Genomic DNA, 20,336 nt, shown 5'->3' on the forward strand with positions numbered 1-20,336 from the left:
CATGATCACGCGGGGTCGGGCGTGACCTCGGTCAACCGGGCGGTGAGCTCCCACAGTCCGGACCCCAGTTTGCGGTCCAGCGCCGCGCGCAACGGCGTCACGATCGTCGGGTACCCGCGAAGCCCGCCGAAACTGCGCGGCCCGACGTAGTCGCCGCCGTTGACGCCCTCCGCGGTCGCCGCGTACAGCTGCGGAAGCACGCCGATCTCGGCGTCCTGGGCCAGCACCAGCTCGCCGATCCGGTTGCCGAGGCCGATCACGGTGCTCAGCGCCTTGTTGCGGTACGCGCTCGCCATCGACGAACCCAGCGAGGTCGCGGTGTACCCGGGGTGCGCGGCGACGCTGGCCACGTCGGCGCCCGCCTCGCGCAGCCGCCGGTCGAGTTCCAGCGCGAAGACCTGGTTGGCCAGTTTCGACTGGCCGTAGGCGCTGCCGGGGTTGTAGCGCCGGTGCTCGAAGTTCGGGTCGGCGAGGTCGAGCCGGGCGCCGTAGGCGGCCACGCTCGACAGCGTGACGACCCGCGCACCCGGTTTCGCGCGCAGTGCGGGCATGACCAGCCAGGTCAGCGCGGCGTGCCCGAGGTGGTTGGTGCCGAACTGGCGCTCGAAGCCGTCGGCTGTGCGCTGTCTCGGTGACGCCATCAGCCCGGCGTTGTTGATCAGGACGTCGAGGCCGTCGCCGGTGCTCTTCCGCACCGTCGCGGCGGCCGCGCGCACGGAGCCGAGATCGGCGAGGTCGAGCCTGATCAGCTCAGGCTCGGCCCCGCCGGTCGAAGCCGTGCGCACCGTCGCCAACGCCTTCTCGCCGCGTTCGAGCGAGCGGCAGGCGAGCAGTACCTTCGCCCCCTTGGCCGCGAGCGCCTCCGCGCTGCGCAGGCCGAGGCCCGAGTTGGCGCCGGTGACGAGCACCGTCCGCCCCGACTGGTCGGTGATGTCGTCCTCGGTCCAGTTCTGTGCCATGGCGAGAAGTTAACGCGGTTACGCGCTCGGCGCGAGCATCCTGAGCAGGCTGCCCATCGTGCTGCGGCGGCGCGACGGCCGGACCTGCGGCCCGTGCCGCAGCAGTGCGAGGAACGCGGAGCCGATCTGGGTCAGCTCGCCGGCTTCTTCGTGCGGTTCGGCGAGGCCCGCGGCGATCGCGAGCATCCGCAGTTCCGCTTCGTGCCTGCGCATCAACGCGGGGGACGAGTCGATGTGCTCGTCGATGAGCGTGCGCAGGACTTCGTGCTCGGTGACGGTGGCCTGCCAGGCACGCGTGACCGCGTCCACCTGGTCGGTGCCCGTGTCCCCCTCGGGCTCGGCCAGCTCGGCGCGCATCCGGCCGCCGAGCAGCTGGCTCCACTTGTAGTGCAGAGCGAGCAGCAGTGCTTCTTCGGACCCGAAGGTCTCGGGTACGCCGGGTACCCGGTCGAACGGCAGCGTGCCCGGTTCCTCGGCCGCCTGCCGGAGTACGGCGTCCATGAGATCACGCCGTCGGTAGAAGTCGTTCCAACTCATGGCTAGTCCCCTTCCGTGACCGTGGCCATACCGCGGGTTTGCGGCATACTCTTGGTACGGACCTGACACGCACAACATACCACGGGTATGGCAGCCCTCGGTGGCGTAAGCTTGTGAGGGTGGTGACATTGAGGTCCAGGCGCGCCGACTATTCCGAGTCCACTCGTTCCGCTTTGGTGGACAGTGCGGTGGAACTGTTCACCAAGCGTGGTTACGCGGGTACCTCCCTCGATGAGGTCGCCAAGCGCGCTCGGGTCACGAAAGGCGCCCTCTACCACCACTTCAGCGGTAAGCAAGCGCTCTTCGAAGCCGCCTTCGACGCCGTCGAAGGCGAGGTATTCGACCGCCTCACCAAAATAATGCAGGGCCCCGGCGCGCCGTGGGAACGCGCATTGGATGGTTTACGCACATTTATCAAAAGCTGCCTCGATCCCGCGTATCAGCGGATCGCCATTCACGAGGGCCCGGTGGTGATGGGCTGGGAGCGCTGGCGCGAGGCGGAGGACCACTTCAGCTTCGGTCTCGTGCGCACCAGCCTCGAGGACCTGGTCGCCGCGGGCGAGGTCGACGAAGTGCCGGTGGAGATCACCGCGCGCCTGCTCTTCGGCGCGCTGTCCTCGGCCGCCACCGCGATCGCGGGCGCCGAGGACCAGAAGAAGGTCGGCGCCGAGGTCGAGGCCGTCATCATCCAGCTGCTGAACCGGATCCGCCGACCCGACAGCGAACGACGCGATCGTGAGGTCTGAGCCGAAGTTGACCTAAGGGCGTTTCAAAGTGGCGTAGCCACTTGAATGGGCCGTCAACCGGCTCCGCTACCGGCACCGCCACGCAACGGGATCGAAACTGTCTTTAGGCTGGGCTCGTGGACTTGAGGATCTTTACCGAGCCCCAGCAAGGGGCCAGCTATGACGACCTGCTCCGTGTCGCGAAGGCTACCGAGGACGCGGGTTTCGACGCGTTCTTCCGCAGCGACCACTACCTGAAGATGGGCGAGGTCTCCGGTCTTCCCGGCCCGACCGACGCCTGGATCACGCTCGCGGGTCTCGCCCGTGAGACCTCCCGCATCCGCCTCGGCACCCTGGTCACGGCCGCGACCTTCCGGCACCCGTCGCAGCTCGCGATCTCGGTGGCGCAGGTGGACCAGATGTCCGGCGGCCGGATCGAACTCGGCCTCGGCTCCGGCTGGTACGACGCCGAACACACCGCGTACGGCTTCGCGCTGCCGGAGATCAAGGAGCGCTTCGACCTGTACTCAGAGCAGCTCGAGATCGTCACCGGGCTGTGGGAAACGCCGGTCGGCGAGACGTTCTCGTTCGAAGGCGAGCATTACCGGCTCGCCGATTCACCCGCGCTGCCCAAGCCCGCGCAGAGCCCGCGCCCGCCGGTGATCATCGGCGGCGGCGGCAAGAAGCGCACCCCGGCGCTGGCGGCACGGTTCGCCGACGAGTTCAACCTGCCGTTCGTGTCGCCGGAGATCGCGAAGGCCCAGTTCGAGCGCGTGGACGCGGCGGCGACGGCCATCGGCCGCGATCCCAAGGGGATCCTCAAGTCGGTGGCGCAGGTCGTCGCGATCGGCAAGGACGACGCCGAAGTCGCCCGCCGGGCCGCCGCCATCGGCAGGGACGTGGCGGAGCTGCGCGAGAACGGGCTCGCGGGCACCCCGGCCGAGATCGTGGACAAGATCGGCCACTGGCGCGAGGAAACCGGGATCACCCGCCTCTACCTCCAGGTGCTCGACCTCAGCGATCTCGACCACCTCGACCTGATCGCCTCGGAAATCGCGTCCCAGCTCTGAGTTCGCGACGTCTGGGTCCCCGAAAGTGACCTTCGGGGACCCAGACGGCCCGAACGTCACTTTCGGGGCATGCGTGCGCCGTCGGCTTACGGCTTCACCAGGTCGAAGTAGTTGCTCGCCAGTGGAGCGCCGTGGAAGGCGCATTCCTTGTACACGTCACGGCTGAACACCGAAGACTCCACCGTGGGGCCGGAAACGGCGTACGCGGTGCATATCCACGGTGCGGCGTTCCTGGCTTTGACCTTGAAGACCTCGGATTTGCCCTTACCCCATTTCCCGGTGCACACCTCGTCCGAATCGGTCTTGACGCAGATGTTGGCGACCCAGTAGCTGAACTGGGACATGCGGAACTCGTAGACCGTGTCGGCCTGGCTGACGCCTGCGCCGACCAGCAGAGTCGTGCCGATCAATGCGGAGGTGACCGCGCCTGTGATGAGCTTGCCCCCGACGTTCATGAACCCCTCCGTGGCTGTGGGTGGCTGGACATCGAGAGCGTAATGGTGATGATCGCGGGCGCGAACGCGAACAGAACAAAAGAGTATTCCGGTCAGTACTTTCGGGCAGAATGCACAGGCAAAACGGTGGGCCCGCGCTTATTTTGCCAAAAGTTTCACGTTTCCCGGTTTTCTCCTGGATAGCTGCGCGCGTGCCCCGAAAGTCATCTTCGGGGCATCGCGACGCGGTCACCTGTCAGCGCGCGCCCCTGGGAAGTCCACTGTGGACTTCGTCGGCGGACAGCGGGCGGAACGTGAGCGAGTAGTCGTAGTCGCGGTCAGGGCGGACCTGGTACCGCTCGCGAACCGGGTTCGGGGTGTCGCCCATCCCGGTCACCGCGTGATCGGCGTGCAGCGTGAGCCAGCCGTCGTTGCGCACCCGCTGGAACGGGTAGGCGGCCCGGTCGAGATCGTCGTACGGGGTCGCGCTCACCTCGGGCGCACCGGAGACCAGCAGCCCGCCGGAGCGGCCGTCGGTGAGCAGCGCCCAGCGGGTGTCGGTGTGGTTGCCGTGGTCCTGCGGCCGGTAGTAGTCGACGTACTGCTCGTCGACGGTGCTCGAATGCACGCCGATCGGGGTGCCGTCCTTCCGGTCGACGTAGCTGTCCTGCGGTCCGCGCCCGTACCAGGCGAAGCGGTCGAAGGTCGACGGCACGGCGAGCGAAACCCCGATCCTCGGCAGGTACGGCAGGGTGCGGACATCGCCGACCGGGTGCACCTGGTGCCCGAGCCGGACGGTGCCCGCCGCGTCGACGCGGTAGGTCATCGCCTGCTCGAACGACGCCGTGCTCACGTCCGGCGCGGCGACCTTGCTGCGCACGACGACCTTCGCTTCGCCCTGTCCCGGTTCGACGGTCACGGAGTCCACTGTGGTCTTGAGCCGGTCGAGCCCTGCCTTGCGCCAGTCCTCGCCTTCGGCCCTGCCCCCAGTCGTAGGTTTCGTTGCTCGTCGGCGGGCGCCACGCGTCGAGCTTCGGCCCGCCCTTGAGCAACTCGGTCCCGCGTGCCCGCATGGACGACAGCGCACCGGTCGAGCGGTCGAACGCGTAGCTGAAGTCCTTTCCGGACACCGTGATCCGGCCGCCCGAGTCGGCGACCTCGACCCGGCCGCGTGCCTCCGGCGGCGCGGCGCCAGGGACCCTGGTGCCGCCGAGGGTGAACTGGTCGTGCGCCACCACGTGCCCGGCGGGCACCATCGGCGTTCCCGCGGTGGTGACGGCTTCGAGCGTGAGGAACCGCTCGATGTCCTTGCCGTTCGGCAGCTTCGGCCGGATCGTCGCGGTGCTGCCGGGGCCGATCCGCAGCGGCTCTGACCCGGACGCGACGGTCTTCGCGCCCTCGGTCACCTTCCAGCGCAGCGCCATCCCGTCGGTTCCCGCGAACTGCCGTTCGTTGAGCACGGTCACGGCGCCGCCGGTGTAGGAGAACCGCAGTGGCTGGTGCGCCCAGGCGAGTTCGGCGGTTTCCGGCTGCAGGTACCGGTCCGACCCGACCAGTCCGTCCACACCGGACAGGCTCTCGCCGTAGGACAGGTAGCTGCCGCGATCGTCGACGCGGTCGAAGTCCAGCGCCAGCAGCGATTCGCGAACCGGGTCGGCGGCGAGCTTCGCTGGGCTGAGCGCGTGGTCGTAGATCCGGACGTCGTCGATCGCGCCGTGCGCCATCCGGCCGGTGTACTGGTCCTGCATGGTTTCGGAGTTGCGGCCGACGTTCACCGGGTACGAGGAGGCGTCGATGGCACCGGTGAATGGGGTGCTGCTCGCCTCGACGCCGTCGAGGTAGAGCTTCAGCGCGGTGCCGTCGTAGGTGCCCGTCACCCGGTGCCAGGAGTCGAAGAAGCCCGCTGGCACGGGCACGTGCACGGTGCGCCAGGTTCCACTGTGGACGAAGAATTCGAGTGTCTTCTCGTCCTTCATCTTCAGCGCGTACTGGTGGTCGCCCTTGGCCAGGATCGTGAAGTCACCCGTCCACGGGCGGGCGGGTTTCACCCAGGCGTCGAGCGTGAGCCCGTGCCCGGTCAGGTCGAGCTTGGGGTCGCGGTAGACCTCCACGAAGTCGTCGAGACCGGAGAACTCCAGTGCCTTGCCCTGCTTGCCCGGCCGCGAAGGGACGGTCGCGGGCTTCCCGCTCAGATTGGCCATGATGCCGTTGCCGGAGGCGTCCGGCGTGGTGCGCAGCCGCTGGCGGACGTTCTGCTCCGCCCAGTCCCAGATGAACCCGCCCTGCAGCGAGGGATTCGCGCGGATGGTGTCCCAGAACTCCTTGAAGTTGCCGAGGCTGTTGCCCATCGCGTGCGCGTACTCGCCGAGGATCACCGGTTTCGTGGTGCTCTTGGCCTGCCCCGCGAGCTTCTCCGGCGACGGGTAGCGCGGCCCCCAGACGTCGGCGAACGGCGCGTCGCCGTCGGGCGAGTTCGACTGGTGGTAGAGCGGGCGGCTCGGGTCGTGCTTCTTCGCGTAGTCGGCCATCGCGAAGTGGCTCGCGCCGAGCCCGGCTTCGTTGCCGGTGTCCCACAGGAACACGCTCGGGTGGTTGCGGTCGCGGGCCAGCATCGCGGTGAACCGGTCGAGGAACGCGTCCCTCCACTCCGGACGGTCCGCGAGGCACACCGACGGGCAGCTCTCGTGGTTGTGGGTCTCGATGTCCACCTCGTCGTCGATCCACAGGCCGTTCCGGTCGGCGAGGTCGTAGAAGTAGGGATCGGACGGGTAGTGCGAGGTGCGCACCGCGTTGACGTTGAGCTGTTTCATCAGCGCGACGTCCCGCTCCTGCGCCGCGCGCGGCACGTGCCTGCCGTGGTCGGGGTCGGTCTCCGCGCGGTTCACCCCCTTGAACAGCACGCGTTTGCCGTTGACCAGGAGTTGCTTGTCCTTGATGGTGATCTCGCGGAACCCGACCGATTCACGCGTGACGTGCACGACCCGGCCGTCCGGTCCCTTCAGCGACAGCACCAGCCCGTAGAGGTTCGGGCTCTCGTCGCTCCACTTCGCCGGATTTCTGACCACAGTGGACAGATCGAGGTCCGCGGCCGCCCCGGTCAGCTCGGTTGCACCATCCACTTTGGCCACTTCGGTGCCGCGCGCGTCGAGCAGGCTCCCGGTCACCGAATAGCGCCCCGCCGGGGCGTTCTCCTTGCGGGACAGCGAAACCCGGGTGTTCAGCGTCGCGTCGGTGTAGGTCCCGTCGAGATCGGTGGTGATCGCGGCGTCGCGGATGGCGGCGTTCGGCGCCGAGTAGAGCGACACCGAGCGGAAGATGCCCGCGTACCGCCACTGGTCGTAGTCCTCGAGGTACGAGCCGGAGCCCCAGCGGTGCACCTGCACGGCGATCCGGTTGCGGCCGGGGTGCAGCGCGGGGGAGATGTCGAACTCGGCCGGGGTGTAGCCGCCCTGGTCGTAGCCGGCGTACTTGCCGTTGACCCACACGAAGTAGCCCGAGGTGACGCCTTCGAACCGCAGGTAGGTGGACCGCTGCTGCCAGTCCGCCGGCAGGTCGAAGTCGCGGGCGTAGGCGCCGGTCGGGTTCACGTCCTTCGGCGCGTGCGGCGGGTCGTCCGGGTGCACCTCGCTCGGGATGTTGCGGAACATCGGGTGGTCGAGGCCGTCGGTCTGCCAGGTGTGCGGCACGCTGACCGTGCGCCAGCGCCCGACGTCGTAGTCCTCCGCGTAGAACCCGGACGGCACGTCCTGCGGGCGGTCGGCCATCGCGATCTTCCACTGGCCGTCGAGGCTGCGGGTGAACGGCGTCTGCTCGGCACCGCGGGCGGCCGACCCGGTGTCCGCGTACGGCCGCAGCTCGGCGTGCGGGCTCTGCTGGCCCTCGCCGGTCATGCGGGGGTTGTCCAGGTAGGCGTAGGCGTCCGGGGCCGGGGCGACCGCGCTGGCCGTGGACGGTGGGCTGACGAGGGCGGTGAAGAGGAGAACAGGCACAAGAGTCCGCACGACCCGCATGGCAAACCTCCACGTTCGCACAACTTCGAACAACAGCAAACAGGAACGGGGAGGTTCTGGTCAATACGCCAAAAGTCGGGCGCCCCGACGGAGGCTCCGCTAGCGGCAGGGCGGACGCCCTGAAGGTGGCTTTCGGGGCATCTATCGCCCCGAAAGCCACTTTCGGGGCATGCGGAAGTGGAAGAGGGTCAGTTCTGGAGGGCGAAGGTGACGCCGGGGGCGCTCGGCGCTTCGGGGCGGGGCAGCCAGCGGTCGTCGCTGACCCGCAGGTCGCCTTCGATCGCCGCCAGCACCGCGTCGCGGGCGAGCGGGAGCGCCTCTTCGACGGTGACGTCGCGGCCCAGTTCCGCCGACAGCGAGGTGACCCCGGCGTCGCGGATGCCGCACGGGACGATCTTGTCGAAGGCGGCGAGGTCCGCGTCACAGTTCAGCTCGAAGCCGTGCATGGTGACGCCGCGCTGCACCCGGATGCCGATCGCGGCGATCTTGCGTTCGATCCCGCGCTCGTCGGCGGGGATCCACACGCCGCTGCGGCCTTCGACGCGCCCGCTGTGCACGCCGAACTGGTCGCAGACCCTGATGAGCGCTTCTTCGAGGCGGCGCACGTAGTGCACGACGTCGATCGGATCGGCGAGCTTGAGGATCGGGTAGCCGACGAGCTGGCCCGGCCCGTGCCAGGTGATCTTGCCGCCGCGGTCGACGTCGATCACCGGGGTGCCGTCGGAGGGGCGGTCCGCGTCCTCCGTGCGCTTGCCCGCGGTGTACACCGACGGGTGTTCGAGCAGCAGCATGGTGTCCGGCGCGGTCTCGTCCGCGCGGGCGTTCACGTGAGTGCGCTGCAACTCCCACGCTTCGAGGTAGTCGACTGTGCCGAGGCGGCGGACGTCGACCGGATCGGCGCTGGCACGGCAGGAAACGGCTCGGGGACTCACTCCAGCAGGCTACGCCGAGGTTTCGCCGGCCGGTAGCCGAGCGGTCCGTGACGGGAGCAACCCCACACCGGTGGCCACGAGCAGCCCGACACCGGTCACCGCGAGCGCCGCGCCGACGGTGTCGCTGAACCAGTGCACGCCGAGCACGATCCTGGCGGCGGCGCAGAGCGCGGTCGCCACCACGGCCGCCGCGGCGACCCAGCGCACCGCACGCGGAAAGAGCCACGCGCACAACAAGATCGCGACGAGACCGGTGGACGCCACGGACACGACGTGCCCGCTCGGGTAGCTCAGCTCCGGGTAGGCACGCGGCCGCTGCCGGTCGAACGCGGGCTTCAGCAGGCTCGTCAGGCGGCACGCCAGCAACACCAGAAACAGTCGCATGAGGACACCGGCGTGCCGTCGGCGCAACGCGGCGGCGATCAGCAATCCGATTCCGGACAGCACCGGCAGCACGGGTCCCAGCACGTCGCTGACGATCCCGGCCGCCGTGCCGAGCGGTTCCCGCCACACGCCGTCGAGCCCGCGCGCGATCGCGGCGTCCAGCGCGAGCGGAGCCACGCGGACGGTCAGTCCCAATGCGACGAACGCGGCGACGAGCACCACGCCGAGCACGGCCCAGCGGGCGCGGGGGACGGTCACAGCACCGCGCGCAGTGCCGAGCCGAGGTCGCGGTGGGCGTGGGCGAACCCGGCCCGCTCCAACGCGGCGGGCACCGCGTGCTGGCCGTACAGCGCCATTTCCTCGCCAGCCTGCCCGAGCACGGTCTTGAGCGCGATCCCCGGCACCCACCACGGCGCGGGACGGTGCACCGCGCGGCCGAGCGCGCGGGTGAACTCCGCGTTGGTCACCGGCGCCGGTCCGGTGAGGTTCGCCGGACCGGAAAGCTCCTCGTGCTCCAGTGCGAAGTGGATAGCGGCGGTCTCGTCGTCGAGGCTGATCCACGGCATGTACTGCCTGCCGTCGCCGAGCCGTCCGCCGAGGGCGAGCGAGAACAACGGCTTGAGCGGGCCGAGCAGCCCGCCCTTGCCGGACAGCACGAGCCCGGTGCGCAGGTTCACCACCCGCGCGCCGCCGGTTTTCGCGGGGATGGTCGCGGCTTCCCACGCCTGGCACATCTCGGCGAGGAAACCGCGGCCCGGTGCGGCGGTTTCGTCCACAGGGGACGGTCCGGCGTCGCCGTAGTACCCGACCGCGGACGCGTTGACGAGGACGCCGATGCCCCGTTCCGCCACGGCTTCGGCGAGCACCTCGGTCGGTTCGACGCGGCTGTCGAGCAGGACCTGCTTGCGCGCCCCGCTCCAGCGTCCCGGCAACAGCGGCGCGCCGCACAGGTTCACCACCGCGTCGACGCCGTCGAGCGCGCCGTCGCCGATGGTGCCCGCAGGCGGGTTCCACCGGTGCTCGTCGGCGTTTTTCGCCTGTCCGCGCACAAGCCTGCGCACCTCGTGCCCCGCCTCGCGCAGCCGTCCCAGTAGGGCCGTGCCGATCAGTCCGCTGGAGCCTGCCACGAGAACGCGCATGCGTCGATCGTCGCGCAGTGCGTTTCCGCGCGCACGGCAGGGTCGGGCACGGGTGAGCCAGGAAACGCCGAAGTCCTCCGCCGCGGGAGTACCGCGGGGGAGGCCTTCGGCGTCGGAAGGGTTACAGACCCAGCTCGTCCTCGAAGTTGCCCTCTTCGAGGCGCTGCTTGATCGTGGTGAGGAAGCGGCCCGCGTCCGCACCGTCGATCAGGCGGTGGTCGTAGGTCAGCGGCAGGAACGCCATCGACCGCACGGCGATGGTGTCGTTGCCCTCGGCGTCCGCGATCACCACGGGACGCTTCACGACCGCGCCGGTGCCGAGCATGCCGGACTGCGGCTGCATGATGATCGGCGTGTCGAACAGGGCGCCGTTGCTGCCGATGTTCGTGATCGTGAAGGTGCCGCCGGCCAGCTCGTCCGGCTTGATCTTGTTGCTGCGCGCACGGGCCGCGAGGTCCGCGATCTTGTGCGCCAGCCCGGCGAGGTTCAGGTCGCCCGCGTTGTGCATGACGACGTTGAGCAGACCCTTCTCGGTGTCCACGGCGAGACCGAGGTGGACGTCACCGTGGTAGGTGATCTCCTTGGTCTCCTCGTTGTAGGACGCGTTGATGTTCGGGTGCTGCTTGAGCGCCTCGACCGTGGCCTTGGCGAAGAACGGCAGGAACGTGAGGTTGATGCCCTCGCGCGCCTTGAACGCCGCCTTCGCGCGCTGGCGCAGCCGCGCGACCTTCGTCACGTCGACCTCGTGCACCTGGGTCAGCTGCGCGGAGACCTGCAGCGACTCCTTGGTCTTGATCGCGGTGATCTGGCGGATCCGGTTCGCCTTCTGCACGGTGCCGCGCAGCGCCGCCTTCTCCGGGGAGACGGTGGGCTGCGACGGTGCGGCTGGTGCCGACGGCGCGGCGGCGGCCGGGGCGGCAGCGGCGGGCGCGGGCTGCGCCTTCTGCTGCTCCTCGACCGCGGCGAGCACGTCCTGCTTGCGGATCCGGCCGCCGACCCCGCTGCCCTTCAGCGAGTCGAGCTCGATGCCGTGCTCGGAGGCGAGCTTGCGCACCAGCGGCGTCACGTACGGGCCGCTGCCGGAAGAGTCCGAAGTGGACGCTGCGGGAGCGGGCGCGGCCGGGGCGGGCGCGGGCTGCGGCGTCGGCTCCGGCTTGGGCTCGGCCTTGGGGGCCTCCTGCCGGACCGGCTCGGGAGTGGGCTCGGGCTTCGGCTCCTCCTTGGGCGCGGCCGGGGCCTCCTGCTTGGCGGCGGGCGCGGCACCGGCGTCACCGATCACCGCGAGCTGCCCGCCGACCTCGACGGTCTCGTCCTCGTCGACGCTGATCTCGAGCACGGTGCCCGCGACCGGGGACGGCACCTCGGTGTCGACCTTGTCGGTGGAGATCTCCAGCAGCGGCTCGTCGACCTCGACGCTGTCGCCGACCTGCTTCAGCCACCGCGTGACGGTGCCCTCGGTGACGCTCTCGCCCAGCTCGGGCAGGGTGACCGAGGTCCCGCTCGCGGAACCGCCACCGGACGGCGCTGGCGCAGCCGCGGGGGCCGGGGCCTCCTGCTGCTGCGGCGCGGGAGCTTCCTCCTGCTGGGGCGCTTCCTGCTTCGGGGGCTCGGCGGGCGCGGGCGCGGCACCGCCGGAACCGTCGTCGATCACGGCGAGTTCGCCGCCGACCTCGACGGTCTCGTCCTCCTGCGCACTGATCTTCTGCACCGTGCCGGCGACCGGGGACGGGACCTCGGTGTCGACCTTGTCGGTGGAGATCTCCAGCAAGGGCTCGTCGACCTCGACGCGGTCGCCCTCTTTCTTCAACCACCGGGTGACGGTGCCCTCGGTGACGCTCTCTCCGAGCTCCGGCAACGTGACGGAGTAGGCCATCGTTCGCTGACTCCCTTTGTTTCTGTTCTGGTCTGCTTCTTCGGAGGTACGTCAGCTGTGCACGTGCAGTGGCTTGCCCGCCAGGGCAAGGTGTGCTTCGCCGAGGGCCTCGGTCTGGGTCGGGTGGGCGTGGATGAGCGGCGCGACGTCCTCCGGGAAGGCCTCCCAGTTGTAGATCAGCTGCGCCTCGCCGATCAGCTCGCCGACGCGGTCGCCGACCAGGTGTAGCCCGACGACCGGGCCGTCGGGCGCCTTGACCAGCTTGACCGCGCCGGAGGTCTTGAGGATCTGGCTCTTGCCGTTGCCGCCGAGGTCGTAGGTGAAGGTGGTGACCTCCGCACCGTACTTCTCCTTGGCGGCGGCTTCGGTCAGGCCGACGGAGGCGACCTCGGGGTGCGAGTAGGTGACCCGCGGGATCCCCGCCTCGTCGATCGCGCGCGGCTGCTGGCCCGCGATCTCCTCGGCGACGAAGATCCCCTGCTGGAAGCCGCGGTGCGCGAGCTGCAGGCCGGGCACGATGTCGCCGACGGCGTACACGTTCGGCAGGTTGGTGCGCAGGCGGTCGTCGGTGAGGACGAAGCCGCGTTCGATGGAGACCCCTGCCTCCTCGTAGCCGTGGCCTGCCGAGTTGGGGCCGCGGCCGACCGCGACGAGCAGGAGGTCCGCGTCGAGGGTCTCGCCGGATTCCAGCGAGACGCTCACGCCGTTCTCGTCCTGCTTGGCGCCGGTGAACCGCACGCCCGTCTTGAAGCCGATCTTGCGGCGGCGGAAGGCGCGCTCGAGCTGCTTCGACGCGAACTCGTCCTCGTTCGGGACGAGCCTCGGCAACGCTTCCACGATGGTGACCTCGGCGCCGAAGGAGGCCCACACGCTGGCGAACTCGACCCCGATCACGCCGCCGCCGAGCACGACGACCTTCTTCGGGATGTAGTCCAGCGACAGCGCCTGCTCGCTGGCGATGATCCGCCCGCCGAGCTCCAGGCCGGGCAGCGTGCGCGAGTACGAGCCGGTGGCGAGGAGGACGTTCTTGCCGGTGTACCGGGTGCCCTCGACCTCGACGGTGGTGCCGCCGACGAAGGTGCCGGTGCCCTCGACCAGGGTCACCTTGTGCGCCTTGGCCAAGCCCTGCAGGCCCTTGTAGAGCCGCGCGATGATCGAATCCTTGTACTTGTTGACCCCGGCGATGTCGACGCCCTCGAGGATCGTCTTCACGCCGAACTGCTCGCCGTCGCGGGCCGAGTCGGCGACCTCCGCCGCGTGCAGGAGGGCCTTGGTCGGGATGCAGCCCCGGTGGAGGCAGGTCCCGCCCAGCTTGTCCTTCTCGACCAGGATCACCGAAAGTCCCAGCTCGGCCGCGCGGAACGCGGCGGCATAGCCGCCCGATCCGCCACCAAGGATCACTAGGTCGGCGGAGGTGTCGGTCACTTCATTAACTCCTCGGCAAGGCGACATGTGGCGTCGCACGCCTGTCTATCGCGCGCGCGACTCACGCCATCTTGTCACTACGCAGTTCAGGCTTGCGACTTAGCCGGGTGGTGTGGCCGTGGTCTCAGGGCCGTACCCCGATAATGGCGAGGGACACCGAGTGGAAGGTGAGGTGGTCGAGGTGGGTCTCTTCGACTCGCTGCGACGCAAACGCAAGGGCGAGGGCAAGCCCGGAACGCTGCGCAGGGCCAGCGCGGGGGACACCAAGCACCTTGAGGATTGGGCCGCGTCCCGGCACGGCGTCGAGGCCTATGTGGAGCCGAAGACGACCGTGACCGAGATGACGGTGGTGCTGATCGCGCACGACGGCGAGTGGACGCGCCGCCGCGTCGAGAGCTTCGCCGCCGCGCAGCAGTTCGGCAGCAAGCGCTCGATCCCGGTCTACGAGGTCGCGAAGGTCGGCTATCCAAAGAGGATGCGCGAATACACCGAGCGCCAAAAGCGCGCCAAGGGCAACTAGACTCGCGGCCGTGCCTCGCGTCGTGATTCTTGACTACGGTTCCGGCAACCTCCGCTCCGCCGAACGGGCCGTGCAGCGCGCCGGTGCCGAGGTCGAGGTGACCGCGGACCCGCATGCCGCGATCAACGCCGACGGATTGGTCGTGCCGGGCGTTGGCGCTTTCTCGGCGTGCATGGAGGGTCTGCTCGCGGCCGGTGGCGAAAAGATCATCGGCACCAGGCTGGCCGGCGGGCGTCCGGTGCTGGGCATCTGCGTCGGCATGCAGATCCTGTTCTCCCGCGGCGTCGAGCACGGCGAGCGCACCGAGGGCACCGGCGAATGGCCGGGCACCGTGGAGCGCCTGCACGCGGAAATCCTGCCGCACATGGGCTGGAACACCGTTCGCGCGCCCGCCGGGAGCGCGCTGTTCGCCGGGCTGGACGAGGGGGAGCGGTTCTACTTCGTGCACTCCTACGCGGCGCGCGAGTGGGAACTCACCTCCGGGCTTTCCGGCAGGCAGCCGCTGGTCACGTGGGCGAACCACGGCGAGGACTTCGTCGCGGCCGTCGAGAACGGGCCGTTGTGGGCCACCCAGTTCCACCCCGAGAAGTCCGGCGACGCCGGCGCTCACCTGCTGCGCAACTGGCTCAACACCCTGTGACGGCCGCCGGCGCGCGGCTCTTATAGTTGCCGGGTGACTTTCACCCTGCTCCCCGCCGTCGACGTGGCCGATGGCCAGGCGGTGCGTCTCGTCCAAGGCGAGGCGGGCACCGAGACCTCCTACGGCAGCCCGCTCGAGGCGGCGCTGCAGTGGCAGCGCGACGGGGCGGAGTGGGTCCACCTCGTCGACCTCGACGCCGCGTTCGGCAAGGGGTCCAACCGCGAACTGCTCGCCGAGGTCGTCGGCAGGCTCGACGTCGGAGTGGAGCTCTCCGGCGGGATCCGCGACGACGCCTCGCTCGAAGCCGCGCTCGCCACCGGGTGCCGCCGCGTCAACCTCGGCACCGCCGCGCTCGAGGATCCCGAGTGGACGGCCAAGGTCATCTCGTCCTACGGGGACAGGGTGGCGATCGGCCTCGACGTGCGGATCACCGAGCAGGGGCACCGGCTCGCGGCCCGCGGCTGGACGAAGGACGGCGGCGACTTCTGGGAGGTGCTCGACCGGCTCGACGCCGACGGCGCCGAGCGGTACGTGGTCACCGACGTCAGCAAGGACGGCATGCTGCAGGGGCCCAACGTGGACCTGCTGCGCGAAGTGTGCGCCCGCACCGACGCCGCCGTGATCGCCTCCGGCGGAGTGTCCAGTTTGGACGATCTGCGCGCGCTGGCCGCGCTGAGCCGGGACGGCGTCGAAGGCTCGATCGTCGGAAAGGCGCTCTACGCGGGAGCCTTCACACTCCCGGAAGCGCTAGCCGCCGTTTCCTAGCGAGATCGCGACGCCGACGGTGCGGTCCTTGGGGCCGCGCAGCTCGCTGAAGAACATCGTCACCCTGCCGACGATCCCGTACTTGCGCGCGATCACCTGCCGCACGCGCGCGGTGTCTTCGTCGTTGAGCAGCCGTGCCTGCCCGGGTACTACGGCGCCGTGGGTGTTCTTGCCGCGCACGTCGCACGCCTGCACGTCGACCTTGCCGTTGTTGCGGATCCGCTTGACCTTGCCGGACGCGCGCACCGTCCACAGCACCAGTTCGCCACCGTCGCCCGCGGCCCACACCGGGGTGGGCACCGGATCGCCGTTCTTCCGGAACGTGGTGACCATGACGTACTTCTCCGCCGCGAGGCGGTCGAACTCGGGTGAGGTCATGAACTCACCGTAGCCGGTTCGTCGTCCTTTCCTCGGTCAGCGCCTCGAGCCATGCGGCGGGTGGCGGACTAGCTGGTAGCTCCGTGGCGGGCGGCGGGGATGGCCGATAGCGGACGGTGCCGACGCCGGCCGCGCGGGCGGCGTCGAGATCGGCTCTCGTGCTGCCGACGAACATGCACGACTCGACCGGTACCGCGTCCGCGTGGATCGCCGCCGTGATCAAATCCGAAACCGGCGGGAGCTTCGCCGGGTCCGAACCGGTGCGGCCCGCGAGGTGGCGGACGTGCTCGGCGAGCCCGTTCAGCACCAGGAATGCTCGTACCGTTTCGACGGCCAGGCTGCTGACCACGGTGAGGTGGGTTCCTGCCGAGGCCAGGCGAGAAAAGGCGTCCAGTACTCCGGGGACGGGTCGCGCGAGGCTCGCTACCTCGGCCTCGAGTCGGCACAGCTGCGCGTATACCGCTCGTTCGGTCGTCGGGCCGATCGTCGCCGCGTAGGCCAGCACCACGAAGGGATCCTCGGTCCGCGCCACCTTCCGCGGTAGCGGACCTTCGGCCACCAGCACCCGCAACCGGCTGGCCACCGAGTTCGCGTTCGGGAGTTCGGCGACTGGTCCGTCGAGCGCGACCAGTACGTGATCGCGTTCGGTGAGCAGTTCCTCGGCGCGCACGATGCTTCCCCCATCTGCTGCTGGCCGGTGAACGGTATCGCCTCGGCGGCCGTGCCGTCGATGTCCGCGGCTGGCAGCATCGGGGCATGACCGCATCGACCAGAACGGAACCGGCGACCGTCGTCGTCGAGTTCCTGAACGCTTTGGCGCGCTACGACGTCGACGCCGCGCTGGACCTCGTGACCGAGGACCTCGCCTACACCAACGTTTCGCTGCCCACGATCCACGGCCGCGAGCGGCTCCGGAAGCTCGCCGTTCCGGTGCTGCGGCCGGGCAGGATGGGCTTCGGCGTGCACAACCACCACGTGGCGGCCGACGGCGACGTGGTGCTCACCGACCGGACCGATGAGCTGCGGTTCGGCCGGTTCGCGGCGCGCTTCTGGGTCTACGGGCGCTTCGTCGTCCGCGACGGCCGCATCGCCGTGTGGCGCGATTCGTTCGACTGGGCCGATATCACCGTCGGCGTCGTGCGCGGGCTGCTCGGCATCGCGCTTCCTTCGCTCAACCGCAAAATGCCGTGATCCACTTCGTCCGTCCGAAACGGACGGACGAAGTGGACGCCGGTATCAGCGCCAGCTCACCGGGCGCGCGCCCGAGCTGCCGATGATCAGGCCCGCGCGGTTGATCGCCGAAGCGAAGGTGATGGTGCCGGGACCGGAACTCGGCAGGATGCCGAGATCGGTGACCGTGCCGTCGAGGTTCCAGCGCACCGGCTGGTACTTCCCGTCGGCTCGCAGCGACATGCCGACGGCGACCCCGTCGGCGTTGATCGCGTTCGCCTCGCTGTCCGGGCGTTCCGTCGCGCCTTTGAGCCCACCGAGGTCGGTGACCGTGCCGTCCGGGTTCCAGCGCACCGCGAACACGCCGTAGCTGCTGCCGACGCTGGCCTGGGCTTCGCCCACGATCGCCCCGCTCGCGTTGATCCCGTTGGCGGCGCTGTAGTAGGCGTCGCGGTAGCTCGCGAGTGGCGTGATGGTGCCGTCGGGGGACCAGCGCACCGCGCGCTGCCCGGAATCGCCCGATGCCCAGCCGACGACGGTGCCGTCGGGGCCGATCCCCTTCGCGTTGCTCAGCTTGCCGTTCGGTAACGCGCCGAGATCGGTGACGTGGTCGCCGTCCGGTGTCCAGCGCACGGCGCGGCCTTCGTAGATCGCGTAGGTGTTCGAACAGCTTCCGGCGATCTCGCCACGCGCGTTGATCGCCCTGGCTTCGCAGTAGGTGGTGCCGGGGAGCGCGGCCAACGCCTTCACCTTGCCCGCGGGCGTCCACATCGCCGCGCGCTGCCCGTTGGCGTAGTAGGAGTCGCCCACCACGGTGCCCGCGTCGCTGATCGCGTACGCGTCGGCTCCGGTGTCGCCGCTCACCGGCGCGAGATCGGTCACCCTGCCGTCGGTTTCCCAGCGGACCGCGTGCGAATGCGCCGAGTTCGAGTGGCCGACCGCCACCCCGCGCTCGTTGACACCCCAGCCGTTGCCGCTGGTGCCGCCCGGCACCGGTGGGAGCTGCTTGATGGTGACCGTAGCCACCGACGCCGAGGCCGGTACGGCCACGGCCAGTGCGAGCGCGGCGCAGACGACAGTGCCCAGTCTTCGTTTGGTGCGCACGATTTCTGACCCTTCCCCAGTCGCGGCCGGACGCCGCGGATCATCGCGATCCTAGTGAACGGGCGGGTGGCTCCGCTCAGGTTTTGACCGGCGGCGCCGCGGGTTCACCGAACCTGGCCAGCGCGAGCGCGGCGGCGATCGCGAGCACGAACCCGACGACGGCGACCGGGGCGAAGCCCGCCCGCGTCTGGTCGCCGAGCACGAAGATGCCGATGGCCGACGGCGCGACGGTTTCGCCGATCACCATCATCGCGGTGGCCCCGGTGACGCTCCCGCGCTGCAGGGCCGTCGCGTAGAACAGCATCGCGAGCACACCGGCGATCACCACCGCGTAGGTCGCGGGATCGGTCAGCAGGCCGGGGACGTCCGCGCTGGAGATCACCCGTCCCGACACCGCGACGAGGCCGAAGAGGAGCCCGGCGATCAGCCCGAGCGCGGTGGTCCGCACCCGGCGGGACGCCTTTCCGGCCAGCATCCCGATCCCGCCCAGCACGACCGCGGCCACCGGGAGTGCGATGTGGAACGCGGTGGCGACGGGCTGGGAGCTTTCCCCTTCCGCGGCGGTGCCGAGCAGGCCCAGCCCCACGCACACCGCGGCGGCCGCCGCCCATTCGCGGCCGCTGAGCCGGACGCCGAGCGCGAGCGCGGCGACCGCGGTCACGGCGAGGCTCGCGGCGAGCGCGGCCTGTACGACGAACAGCGGCAGCACGCGCAGCGCGGCGAGCTGCGCGACGAACCCGAGGAAGTCGAGCCCGAGCCCGAGCAGGTAGCGCCACTGCTTGAGCACCCGCAGCAGCAGCCTCGGGTCGACACCGCCCGCCGATTCCTCGGTGCCGCGCGCGGCGGCGGCCTGCATGACCGAGGCGGCGCCGTACGCCACGGCCGCCAGCAACGCGCACACCAGTCCCCACCACATGGGACTGACTCTAGGACGATGATCGTCCCTGGCGAGGCCGCGGCGGGTGAAACGTAAACTGGACGCCATGTCGGTCGCGGTACGAGTCATCCCCTGCCTTGACGTGGACGCCGGGCGCGTGGTCAAGGGCGTCAACTTCACCGATCTCGTCGACGCGGGCGACCCGGTGGAACTCGCCCGCGCCTACGACGCGGAGGGCGCGGACGAGCTGACCTTCCTCGACGTCACGGCCTCCTCCGGCAACCGGGAGACCACGTTCGACGTCGTGCGCCGCACCGCCGAGCAGGTGTTCATCCCGCTGACCGTCGGCGGCGGCGTCCGCACCAACGACGACGTGAACCGCCTGCTGCGCGCGGGCGCCGACAAGGTGAGCATCAACACCGCCGCGATCACGCGCCCGGAGTTCCTCCACGAGTCCTCGCGCCGGTTCGGCTCGCAGTGCATCGTGCTGTCGGTCGACGCCAGGCGCGGCGGGGACACCCCGTCCGGATTCGAGGTGACCACGCACGGCGGCCGCGAGGGCACCGGTATCGACGCCGTCGAATGGGCGGCGCGCGGCGAGGAGCTCGGCGTCGGCGAGATCCTGCTCAACTCCATGGACGCCGACGGCACGAAGGCCGGGTTCGACCTCGAACTGATCGAGCTGGTGCGCAAGGCGGTGCGCGTGCCGGTGATCGCGAGCGGTGGCGCGGGCGCGCTGGAGCACTTCGCCCCCGCCGTCCACAGCGGAGCCGACGCGGTGCTCGCCGCCAGCGTGTTCCACTTCGGACAGTTGAAGATCGCCGATGTGAAGGAAACCCTTCGCGCGGGCGGAATCGTGGTCAGGAGCCAGACATGACCCTCGACGCGGCCATCGCCGCCAGGCTCAAGCGCAACGCCGACGGGCTGATCTGCGCGGTCGTGGTCGACCACACCACCTCCGACGTGCTGATGGTCGCCTGGATGGACGACGAGGCCCTCGACCGCACGCTCACCACCCGCCGCGGCACGTACTACTCGCGCAGCAGGCAGCGGCTGTGGGTGAAGGGGGAGACCTCGGGGAACGTGCAGCACGTGCGCGAAGTCAGGCTCGACTGCGACGCCGACACCGTGCTCGTGCGCGTCGACCAGGAAGGCCCCGCCTGCCACACCGGCACCCGCACTTGCTTCGACGCTGATATTTTATTGGGCGGCGAAATTTGAGCTGCCAGGGCGCGGCACTCGAGGTGATCCGCCGGTTGGTCGCGCTGGGCGCCCTGCCATCTCAAATTTAGAGGGCCTGGCGGCCCTGCGCCCAACTTGAACGCTCGCCGCCGCGCGGGGTGCGTTGGCTCGCCGGTGGGTGGCTGGGTTGGCAATGGCCGCGCCTTCGGCGC

General features: G+C 70.0%; 21 protein-coding genes and 1 pseudogene. 8 read left to right on the forward strand and 14 right to left on the reverse strand.

Annotated elements, in window-relative coordinates; translation table 11 throughout:
* Positions 1–5 precede the first annotated feature (5 nt).
* The gene (locus HUW46_RS33165) at positions 6–959 is read right to left on the reverse strand and encodes an oxidoreductase (RefSeq protein ID WP_215542692.1); all 954 of its coding nucleotides are present in this window, start codon (positions 957–959) and stop codon (positions 6–8) included.
* Between the two features lie 18 nt (positions 960–977).
* Positions 978–1,496 (reverse strand): hypothetical protein, encoded by a 519-nt coding sequence (locus HUW46_RS33170; RefSeq protein ID WP_215542693.1) that lies wholly within the window; start codon positions 1,494–1,496, stop codon positions 978–980.
* 128 nt (positions 1,497–1,624) lie between these two features.
* Here HUW46_RS33170 and HUW46_RS33175 point away from each other — a divergent pair, with 128 nt between their 5' ends.
* Both HUW46_RS33175 and HUW46_RS33180 read left to right on the forward strand, forming a co-directional pair.
* Positions 1,625–2,242: a TetR/AcrR family transcriptional regulator gene (locus tag HUW46_RS33175; protein WP_215550257.1), complete on the forward strand. Its 618-nt coding sequence runs from the start codon at positions 1,625–1,627 to the stop codon at positions 2,240–2,242.
* 116 nt (positions 2,243–2,358) lie between these two features.
* Positions 2,359–3,291: an LLM class F420-dependent oxidoreductase gene (locus HUW46_RS33180; RefSeq protein ID WP_215542694.1), complete on the forward strand. Its 933-nt coding sequence runs from the start codon at positions 2,359–2,361 to the stop codon at positions 3,289–3,291.
* Positions 3,292–3,377: 86 nt separating this feature from the next.
* Here the strand turns inward: HUW46_RS33180 and HUW46_RS33185 are convergent, their stop codons facing one another.
* The 8 genes and pseudogenes from HUW46_RS33185 to lpdA form a co-directional block, all read right to left on the reverse strand.
* Positions 3,378–3,746, reverse strand: a complete 369-nt coding sequence (locus HUW46_RS33185) for a hypothetical protein (protein ID WP_215542695.1) — start codon at positions 3,744–3,746, stop codon at positions 3,378–3,380.
* A gap of 235 nt (positions 3,747–3,981) precedes the next feature.
* Entirely contained in the window at positions 3,982–4,812 is an 831-nt protein-coding gene (locus HUW46_RS48500; protein WP_331477346.1) for a hypothetical protein, read from the reverse strand.
* Positions 4,766–7,735: pseudogene (locus HUW46_RS33190) on the reverse strand (glycoside hydrolase family 2 TIM barrel-domain containing protein); the annotation flags it as partial. The pseudogene HUW46_RS33190 and the gene HUW46_RS48500, both read right to left, overlap by 47 nt.
* A gap of 188 nt (positions 7,736–7,923) precedes the next feature.
* The gene (lipB, locus tag HUW46_RS33195) at positions 7,924–8,667 is read right to left on the reverse strand and encodes a lipoyl(octanoyl) transferase LipB (RefSeq protein WP_215542696.1); all 744 of its coding nucleotides are present in this window, start codon (positions 8,665–8,667) and stop codon (positions 7,924–7,926) included.
* A 9-nt stretch (positions 8,668–8,676) separates the two neighbouring features.
* On the reverse strand, positions 8,677–9,309 hold the full coding sequence (locus HUW46_RS33200; protein ID WP_215542697.1) for a phosphatase PAP2 family protein: 633 nt from the start codon (positions 9,307–9,309) through the stop codon (positions 8,677–8,679).
* Positions 9,306–10,190 (reverse strand): TIGR01777 family oxidoreductase, encoded by an 885-nt coding sequence (locus tag HUW46_RS33205; RefSeq protein WP_215542698.1) that lies wholly within the window; start codon positions 10,188–10,190, stop codon positions 9,306–9,308. Before HUW46_RS33205 ends, HUW46_RS33200 begins: the two co-directional genes overlap by 4 nt.
* A gap of 121 nt (positions 10,191–10,311) precedes the next feature.
* Positions 10,312–12,063 (reverse strand): 2-oxoglutarate dehydrogenase, E2 component, dihydrolipoamide succinyltransferase, encoded by a 1,752-nt coding sequence (gene sucB, locus HUW46_RS33210; RefSeq protein WP_215542699.1) that lies wholly within the window; start codon positions 12,061–12,063, stop codon positions 10,312–10,314.
* Between the two features lie 51 nt (positions 12,064–12,114).
* Positions 12,115–13,488, reverse strand: coding sequence for a dihydrolipoyl dehydrogenase (lpdA, locus tag HUW46_RS33215; RefSeq protein WP_215542700.1), 1,374 nt, complete (start codon positions 13,486–13,488; stop codon positions 12,115–12,117).
* Between the two features lie 172 nt (positions 13,489–13,660).
* Here lpdA and HUW46_RS33220 point away from each other — a divergent pair, with 172 nt between their 5' ends.
* From HUW46_RS33220 to priA, 3 genes are read left to right on the forward strand one after another with little or no spacing between them, the layout of a single operon-like run.
* Positions 13,661–14,008 carry an oxidoreductase gene (locus tag HUW46_RS33220; RefSeq protein ID WP_215542701.1) on the forward strand — a complete coding sequence of 116 codons (348 nt, stop codon included), beginning with the start codon at positions 13,661–13,663 and terminating at the stop codon, positions 14,006–14,008.
* Positions 14,009–14,018: 10 nt separating this feature from the next.
* Positions 14,019–14,648, forward strand: a complete 630-nt coding sequence (gene hisH, locus HUW46_RS33225; RefSeq protein WP_254125129.1) for an imidazole glycerol phosphate synthase subunit HisH — start codon at positions 14,019–14,021, stop codon at positions 14,646–14,648.
* 33 nt (positions 14,649–14,681) lie between these two features.
* Positions 14,682–15,413, forward strand: a complete 732-nt coding sequence (priA, locus tag HUW46_RS33230; protein ID WP_215542702.1) for a bifunctional 1-(5-phosphoribosyl)-5-((5-phosphoribosylamino)methylideneamino)imidazole-4-carboxamide isomerase/phosphoribosylanthranilate isomerase PriA — start codon at positions 14,682–14,684, stop codon at positions 15,411–15,413.
* On the opposite strand, the gene HUW46_RS33235 is transcribed toward priA, so the two are convergent.
* Together HUW46_RS33235 and HUW46_RS33240 are read right to left on the reverse strand one after the other, a co-directional pair.
* Complete coding sequence (locus HUW46_RS33235; RefSeq protein ID WP_215542703.1) at positions 15,396–15,791, reverse strand: PPOX class F420-dependent oxidoreductase; 396 nt, start codon at positions 15,789–15,791, stop codon at positions 15,396–15,398. The genes priA and HUW46_RS33235 overlap by 18 nt on opposite strands.
* Before the next feature lie 4 nt (positions 15,792–15,795).
* Positions 15,796–16,461 (reverse strand): HAD family hydrolase, encoded by a 666-nt coding sequence (locus HUW46_RS33240; protein ID WP_215542704.1) that lies wholly within the window; start codon positions 16,459–16,461, stop codon positions 15,796–15,798.
* Positions 16,462–16,547: 86 nt separating this feature from the next.
* On the opposite strand from HUW46_RS33240, the gene HUW46_RS33245 reads away from it, so the two are divergent.
* Complete coding sequence (locus tag HUW46_RS33245; RefSeq protein ID WP_215542705.1) at positions 16,548–16,982, forward strand: limonene-1,2-epoxide hydrolase family protein; 435 nt, start codon at positions 16,548–16,550, stop codon at positions 16,980–16,982.
* Between the two features lie 45 nt (positions 16,983–17,027).
* Here the strand turns inward: HUW46_RS33245 and HUW46_RS33250 are convergent, their stop codons facing one another.
* Positions 17,028–18,065, reverse strand: a complete 1,038-nt coding sequence (locus tag HUW46_RS33250) for a hypothetical protein (protein WP_215542706.1) — start codon at positions 18,063–18,065, stop codon at positions 17,028–17,030.
* Positions 18,066–18,141: 76 nt separating this feature from the next.
* A complete protein-coding gene (locus HUW46_RS33255; protein WP_215542707.1) occupies positions 18,142–18,981 on the reverse strand; it encodes a hypothetical protein in 840 nt (279 codons plus the stop codon).
* 67 nt (positions 18,982–19,048) lie between these two features.
* Between HUW46_RS33255 and hisF the strand changes: the two genes are divergently transcribed.
* Both hisF and hisI read left to right on the forward strand, forming a co-directional pair.
* On the forward strand, positions 19,049–19,819 hold the full coding sequence (hisF, locus tag HUW46_RS33260; RefSeq protein WP_215542708.1) for an imidazole glycerol phosphate synthase subunit HisF: 771 nt from the start codon (positions 19,049–19,051) through the stop codon (positions 19,817–19,819).
* Positions 19,816–20,163 carry a phosphoribosyl-AMP cyclohydrolase gene (hisI, locus tag HUW46_RS33265; protein ID WP_215542709.1) on the forward strand — a complete coding sequence of 116 codons (348 nt, stop codon included), beginning with the start codon at positions 19,816–19,818 and terminating at the stop codon, positions 20,161–20,163. The genes hisF and hisI overlap by 4 nt, the downstream gene beginning before the upstream one ends.
* The last annotated feature ends 173 nt before the right edge of the window (positions 20,164–20,336 follow it).

Source organism: Amycolatopsis sp. CA-230715, assembly GCF_018736145.1.
GTDB lineage: Bacteria > Actinomycetota > Actinomycetes > Mycobacteriales > Pseudonocardiaceae > Amycolatopsis.